This is a genomic window from Mailhella sp. (assembly GCF_057866825.1).
Genome location: NZ_DBMAHT010000132.1, coordinates 1 through 5,322 on the forward strand (window position 1 = coordinate 1; position 5,322 = coordinate 5,322).

Genomic DNA, 5,322 nt, shown 5'->3' on the forward strand with positions numbered 1-5,322 from the left:
AGGCGCATAGCCTGATTCCCCCTTCCCTTTCAAGGAGAACATCATGAAAAAACTGCTCTTTTTCCTGCTCACCCTTTGCCTGACCTGCGGCTCCGCCATGGCCCAGGACAAGCCGGAAGTAAACACCGTGCGCTGGGCGCGCGCCAACAGCGGCAACGTGCTCGTCACGCTGGCCAAGAACAACGGCTATCTCAAGGACGTGGGCATCAACGTCATTGAAATTCCGCTCAACTCCACCTCCGACGCCCTCACCGCCCTGAACGCCAAGCAGGTGGACGTCACCTCCAACAACGGCACCAACAATCCCCTGCAGTTCATGGCCAAGGGCTCGGATTTCACCATTGTGGGCGGCTACATGCTCAAGGGCATGTACATCGTGGCCAGGAAGGGCACGGGCTGGCACGGCGTTTCCGACTTCATCGGCAAGAAGATCGCCGCGCCCAAGAGCCAGACCTGGATCACCGGTCCGCTCATGTGGCGGGATACAACATCGACGACGTCACCTGGCTCACCTACAGCACCAACAGCGACCGCCTCACCTCCGTCATCAAGGGCGAGGCCGACTACGCCAGCCTGAGCGGCGATCTGCTCTTCCGCGTGAACAACATGAAGGATCAGCTTGAAATCGTGGTCTGGGCCGATCAGCTTCAGCCCAACTACGGCTGCTGCCGCATGAACATGAACAGCGACTTCGTCAAGGCCAATCCCAAGACGGTCAAACTTCTGCTCAAGGCGCTCATCCGTTCCGAACAGTACCTGCTCGCCCATCCCGACGAAAGCGTGAAGATTCTCGCCAAGGAACTGCACGCCGATGAAGACTTCGTGGCCGCGTACCTCAAGAATCCCAACTACCGCCCCAGCGTGGACCCCGTGCGCAACGCCGTGAAGGCCACCTGGAAAATCATGATGGACACCGGATTTTTGCCCGAAAGCGCCAAGAACTACGACCTCGACGCCCACATCAACGTCGATCTCTACAAGGCCGCCCTCGATGAACTGATCGCGGAACGCTACAACGAAGATCCCAAGTTCTACGACGAGCGCCTGGCGTTCTTCAAGGCCAACAACTTCTAACCTGCCGGGCCGCCGCTGCAAAGCGACGGCCCCTTGCCTTTCAAGGAGCGCTCATGGTCAGGCTCGTCACGTTCCTGCGAAAATACTGGATCACCATTCTCATCTATATAGGCATCGTTCTCGGCTACAAATACATTGCGGACACGAAATCCTTCAACGCCTTTCTCTTTCCTCCCACCGGAGAAATCGCGGCCGCATTCCTCAAGGACTGGAAGACGCTGTTCATCAACATGCTCTATTCCTTCCAGCTCATGATTCCCTCCATCGTCATCGCCGTGGCCATTGCCCTCGCCCTCGGCACGCTCATGGGCATGCACAAAAAATTCCGGGAAGTCATTCATCCGGTCATCTATTCCATCAGCGTCATTCCGGCCATCCTCATGTCGCCCTTTGCGCTGCTCATCGCTCCCAACTTCCGCGCGGCCTCGCTCTTTCTCGTGGTGTACAACACCATCTGGGCCACGCTCTTTGCCACCATCAACGGCATCATGACCATCGACAAGCGCTATCTCGACAACGCCGCCACCCTCGAACTCACGGGCTTCAAGAGAATGCGCAAGGTCATTCTTCCCGCGGCCATGCCCTCCATTCTCTCCGGCTTCATCACTTCGCTGCGCGGCTCCTTTCTGGTGCTCGTCTATGCCGAAATGTACGGCGCGGAATACGGCATGGGCTACTACGTCAAAAAGTACACCGAGTATGGCCTCTACGCCGAAGCCTGGTGCGGCTTCGTGTTCATGGTCGTCGTGCTCGTCATCGTCATGCAGTTTTTTGAAAAAGCCAAAAACCGTCTGCTCAAGTGGACGATACACTGATTCCGCCTCTGGAGGCTGATCCCATGAAAATCACCAAGGTTGACGTCATTCTCATGAACATGAGGCCTGCGGACAATCCCGGCTGGGCCCCCATACTCTGCCGCGTCTATACCGACGCCGGCATCTACGGCGACGGCGAGGCCGCGCTCGCCTACGGTAACGCCCACAGAGCCGCCTTCGGCATGCTTCAGGACTTTTCCAAAAGCGTTCTCGGCATGGATCCGCTGGACAACGAAGTCATCTGGGAGAAACTGTACAAGTCCTCCTTCTGGGGACAGAACGGCGGCCCGGTGGTGTTTTCCGCCATATCGGCCATAGACACGGCGCTGTGGGACATCAAGGGCAAATACTTCAACGCGCCCGTGTATAAGCTGCTGGGCGGCAAGATGCGGGACAGCCTGCGCTGCTACGCCTCGCAGCTGCAGTTCGGCTGGGACGACAAGAAGATTCCCGCCGTTTCCGTGGAAGACTACGTCGCCAACGCGCTCAAGGCCGTTAGCGAAGGCTACGACGCCATCAAAATAGACTTCTTCACCTTTGCCGAAGACGGGCACCGCCTGAACGCCGAGGAAACCACCCGCATTCTCACGCCCAAGAACTACGACATGATAAAGCGCCGCCTCGCGGCCGTGCGCGAAGCCGTGGGCGACGGCGTGGACATCATCATGGAAAACCACTCCTACATCGACGCACAGGGCGCAGTGCAGCTCGGCCGCCTTGCGGAAGAATACCGCGTGCTCTACTTCGAGGAACCCTGCACCCCCACGCCGAAAATGAACAAGTTCGTGGCGGAACGCGTGTCCGTGCCCATCAGTCAGGGCGAGCGCATCTACACCCGCTGGGGCTACGCTCCCTATTTTGAAGACGGCTCCATTCAGCTCATCCAGCCCGACATCGGCAACTGCGGCGGCATCACGGAAGCCAAGAAAATCTGCGACCTCGCCCACATCTACGACGTAGGCGTGCAGGCCCACGTGTGCGCCTCCCCGCTCTCCACCGCCACGGCGCTGCATCTTGAGGCCGCCATTCCCAACTTCACCATTCACGAACAGCACGTGTACTGCCGCTACGACTACAACCGCAAACTCTGCATTCACGACTATCAGCCGGTCAACGGCCGCTTCGCCATCCCCGATCTGCCGGGCCTCGGCAACGAGCTTTCGCCCTACTGCTTCGAGCACGGCGAAATCGCCACGGTAAAGTAACGCGTCAGAGCCCGCGCCTTTGCGGGCGACGCTGGAAAAGGGCCTTCGCCTCCCCGGCGGAGGCTCTTCTTTTTTCCAGGGCCCGCTTTCCTCCAGCCCTCCTGCCTCGCTTTGCAGCGCCGCCCCTTCGCCCCACGACGTTTGACTTGCTCCAAACGCTTTCTTGCTGCACAAGCCCGGCGCAGACGATGTTTTCTCTGCATCCGAACGCCGCCGGCACGTATCCGGCCCTCCGTTCGACTGCAATGCACGCCGCCCCTTTTGCGAGTCCATCTCCAGCTCGTGCCGCCTGTCTTTCCGAATTTCTTCATCCGGCCTTGCTTGCAAGTCGTCATGGGAACAGGTATGGGAAAGAAGAGAAGAGTCCGACGGATTCTTCCCGAGCGCGGCTCTCGCCCGCAGTCGTTCGGCTGCGCCATCCGCTGGCGGAGCGTTCCAGCCAAGATACGGACCGTGCTCCGCGCTCAGAGCTTTATTTTTGCCCAGGGAGGCAGGTGTGAATCTAACCCTTCAGGAAGCGGCCCGCCGCATGAATCGCGGCGGAGTGCTTCTCTACCCCACGGAAACCTTTTTCGGCATCGGCTGCCGCGCCGACAACGACGATGCCGTGCTGCGCGTGTTTCAATATAAAAAACGGTCGCTGTCCATGCCGCTGCCCGTCATTCTCGGCAGCCGTGAGCAGCTCGAACTCGTCGCCTGCCCCGGCCCGGAGCTGGCCGACGACGTGGCCGCGCTGGCCGCCTTCTGGCCCGGCCCGCTCACGCTGCTTCTGCCCGCCGTATCAGGTCTTCCCGAAGCGCTTACCGGCGGCACCGGACACATTGCCGCAAGAGTGAGCTCCCACCCCGTCGCCCGCGATCTGGCGCTCGCCTGCGGCTTTCCCATTGTGTCGAGCAGCGCCAACATCAGCGGCCGACCGGCCGTCACCCGTGCGGCCGACCTTGACCCCGAACTGCTCCGGGCCCTGCGCCCCGACGAAGACGGCGTGCTCGACGAGCCCCCCGCGCCCGGCGGCGGCGAAGCCAGCACCATTGTGGCTCCCGAGGGCGGACGCCGTCTGCGCGTGATCCGCAAGGGAGCCCTGCCGCTTTCCACGCTCGAACAGGCCGGATTTTCCCTTCTGTCTTCATCCCTCACCGAGGTTCGCGCATGAATCATCCCCGCTACTGCCCGTCCTGCGGAACGCTTGTGGTCCGCTACAGCAATCCGTACCCCACCGCCGACGTCGTCATTCACGACGATGCGCGCGGCATTGTGCTCGTCCGCCGCAAAAATCCGCCCCTCGGCATGGCTCTGCCCGGAGGCTTCATTGAAGAAGGCGAAAGCGCAGAACACGCCGCCGTGCGCGAAATGAAGGAAGAAACCGGCCTCGACGTCATTCTGGAAGGCGTGCTCGGCGTGTATTCCTGGCCGCTGCGCGACATGCGCTGCCACACGCTCACCACCGTATTCGTGGGTCACAGCGATCACCCCGAACAGCTTCTTGCCGGAGACGACGCCGCCGACGCCGCCTTCTATCCGCTGGACGCGCTTCCCGAACCGCTGTGCTTCGACCACGCGCGCATCATCGGCCACTTCCGCGACTGGAAGGAAGGCCGACGCCCGCTGCTGCCCTGCGCGGAAGATCCGTCCCTCGAATTCGGCGACATCGCCTACACCCGCCCCTTCTAGCCTTTCGGAGAAGCCATGTTCCATTACGGACGCACCCCTTCCGACGAACAGGACGTGTGGATCAGAGAGCATTTCCGCAGCCGCACGGCAGGCGCGGAATTCATGCTGCCCTGGACCATCGACGCCTGGTTCAGCACCGTGAGCGCGCTGAAATCGCTCTTCACGCCCGCCGAGCTCAAGACCATCATCGACGCTCACAAGAACATCGTCATCGATACCTCGCATCTGCGGCTCACGCATCTGCTCATCCATGTGCTGGAGCACTGCGACAGAAAGGAACTGTATCAGAAGCACGGCAGCAGTCCGCGCAATCTCGAAACCAAGTTCCGGCAGCTCGACGACGCGCAGGCCTCGGTGCTCATTCTCTGGGCCTCCGCCTTCTGGCGGGGACAGACCTGCTCCGCGCAGGCCATGGAAAAATACATCGCCGTCAAATAGGAGTTCCGCCGTTCCGCCCGGGCCGGGACTTCCGCGTCCGGCCGGAACGCCCACACAAAAAAACGTTTTTTCATCTCAGCACGTCAAGGACATATCTATGGCCGATTACGCCCGCAACC

7 protein-coding genes are annotated in these 5,322 nt (G+C 60.8%); all 7 read left to right on the forward strand.

Annotation, left to right across the window (positions count from 1 at the left end; all coding sequences use genetic code 11):
- The first annotated feature begins 43 nt into the window (after positions 1–43).
- The 7 genes from ACZM96_RS09340 (at position 44) to ACZM96_RS09370 (ending at position 5,203) form a co-directional block, all read left to right on the forward strand.
- Positions 44–577 carry an ABC transporter substrate-binding protein gene (locus ACZM96_RS09340; RefSeq protein WP_489488727.1) on the forward strand — a complete coding sequence of 178 codons (534 nt, stop codon included), beginning with the start codon at positions 44–46 and terminating at the stop codon, positions 575–577.
- Positions 475–1,074, forward strand: coding sequence for an ABC transporter substrate-binding protein (locus ACZM96_RS09345; RefSeq protein ID WP_489488728.1), 600 nt, complete (start codon positions 475–477; stop codon positions 1,072–1,074). The genes ACZM96_RS09340 and ACZM96_RS09345 overlap by 103 nt, the downstream gene beginning before the upstream one ends.
- 53 nt (positions 1,075–1,127) lie before the next feature.
- The gene (locus ACZM96_RS09350; RefSeq protein WP_489488729.1) at positions 1,128–1,889 is read left to right on the forward strand and encodes an ABC transporter permease; all 762 of its coding nucleotides are present in this window, start codon (positions 1,128–1,130) and stop codon (positions 1,887–1,889) included.
- A 23-nt stretch (positions 1,890–1,912) separates the two neighbouring features.
- Complete coding sequence (locus ACZM96_RS09355; protein WP_489488730.1) at positions 1,913–3,094, forward strand: mandelate racemase/muconate lactonizing enzyme family protein; 1,182 nt, start codon at positions 1,913–1,915, stop codon at positions 3,092–3,094.
- 496 nt (positions 3,095–3,590) lie between these two features.
- Positions 3,591–4,247, forward strand: a complete 657-nt coding sequence (locus ACZM96_RS09360; protein WP_489488731.1) for an L-threonylcarbamoyladenylate synthase — start codon at positions 3,591–3,593, stop codon at positions 4,245–4,247.
- Positions 4,244–4,765 carry an NUDIX domain-containing protein gene (locus tag ACZM96_RS09365; RefSeq protein WP_489488732.1) on the forward strand — a complete coding sequence of 174 codons (522 nt, stop codon included), beginning with the start codon at positions 4,244–4,246 and terminating at the stop codon, positions 4,763–4,765. The genes ACZM96_RS09360 and ACZM96_RS09365 overlap by 4 nt, the downstream gene beginning before the upstream one ends.
- 15 nt (positions 4,766–4,780) lie before the next feature.
- Positions 4,781–5,203 (forward strand): hypothetical protein, encoded by a 423-nt coding sequence (locus ACZM96_RS09370; RefSeq protein ID WP_294487130.1) that lies wholly within the window; start codon positions 4,781–4,783, stop codon positions 5,201–5,203.
- Positions 5,204–5,322: the final 119 nt, after the last annotated feature.